General features: G+C 39.2%; 1 protein-coding gene. It reads left to right on the top strand.

Annotation, left to right across the window (positions count from 1 at the left end; all coding sequences use genetic code 11):
- Positions 1-1,575: transposase (locus tag H8Z83_RS18985; protein ID WP_207732103.1), on the top strand; the 1,575-nt coding region annotated here is incomplete at its 5' end.
- Positions 1,576-1,733 lie beyond the last annotated feature (158 nt).

Below are 1,733 nucleotides of genomic sequence, written 5' to 3' on the forward strand. Positions count from 1 at the left end.
CAGCAAATATCTTTCAATGACAGTGTATTTTCACTTACTGCTCGCGAAAAAAAGGCACTTGATAATTCATGGGCGAAAATATTTGCGGATGAGATTTTTCCCAATATTGATGAAGAAAGATTTTCTGTTTTATACAGCAGTAAAGCTTCCCGCCCGAATGCGCCCGTGAATGTGATAATTGGAGCTTTAATCATTAAAGAATTGTTCGATTATTCGGATGATGAGATTGTTGAAAATCTTATGCTGGATCTTCATCTTCAGTACGCACTTCATACTACAAGTTTTGAAGAACAACCAATTTCGGATAAAACATTGAGCAGATTTAGAAGCCGCTGTTACAATTATGAAACAACACATGGTATTGATCTGTACCACGACTGTGTAAAAGATCTTAGTAGTAAAATAGCAAAGCTGATGAATCTCAGTGGACGAATAAAAAGAATGGACTCCATGATGATAGAGAGCAATATCCGTTTTCTTAGTCGCATGGAGCTGATATACACCTGTATTTCTAAATTGGCGATATATTTTGATAAGAACTATCCGAATAAGATTCCTGATGATTTGAAGCACTATACAGATTCAAACGACTATAACAGAATTTTCTATCATCAGCTGAATGATAATATGGAGCAGATTATACAGGCTTTGCTGAGTGATAGTGATAAGCTGCTTGAACTATGCGGAACAGACTACGAAGAAGTTACTGAGTACCAACTGTTTTTGAGGTGCCTTTCAGACCAGACTGTTGTTGAAAATGGCAAACGAAGACTCCGTACAAAGGAAGACGGAACAATGAATTCAACAGCGTTACAGAATCCGTCTGATCCAGATGCCACATATCGCAACAAGGCCGGTAAACTTCACAGAGGATATGTTGCAAACCTTGAAGAAACCGTTGATAAAAACGGATCAGTCGTGACCGATTATCAGTATGACAAGAACATCCATACTGACAGTCAATTTCTTCAAGAATCTTTATCACAGATGGACAGGTCTGAAGAAGAAATCGTTCTTATTACCGATGGCGGATATGCAGGCCAGGATAATTTTGCTTTGGCAAAGGAAAAGAACATCAAATTAATCACAACCGCACTTATTGGAAAAGAGGCTCCAGATGCATTAGCTGATTTCACTTTTAATGATGACGGAACAATACTTTTGAGATGTGCTGCAGGGCACGAACCTGTAAGGCAAAGCTATACTAAAACGACAAGGCAGTGTAAGGTTTCGTTTAATTGCAATCATTGCGTTGGTTGTCCATACCAAGGGCAGTGTCGTCCAAAAATCGATGGATGGAATGCAACATTCATTACTTCAAAGAATGCTTCAAACAGGGCAAAGAGCCAAAGGTATATGCAAAGTGAAGAATTCAGCAATTATGCAAAGCTTAGGAATGGCGTAGAAACGGTACCGGCAAACATCCGTAAGAATTACCGCCTTGATAAATTGCCGCGAGGCAAGCAACGAGGGAAATTCTTCTTCGGAAGCAAAATAGCGGCTCTCAATTTCAGGAAGCTCTTTGGTTTTCGAAAGGGCTTGGTTAATTATGCTCAAAATCCAATATTTGGATAGCAAAAGAATAAAATGACTAAAATCTACTCTATGAAAAATAAGCACCCAGAGAGACAGCCTCAAAAGGCCATTTCCTCTGGGTGCTCATTTCAGCGCTATTTTTCCAGCTCTTTGCTATTGGTCATACATAAAAGGCTTGTTTTGACCCCGGCATCATG

The sequence above is a fragment of the Dysosmobacter segnis genome, assembly GCF_014297285.1.
GTDB lineage: Bacteria > Bacillota > Clostridia > Oscillospirales > Oscillospiraceae > Oscillibacter > Oscillibacter segnis.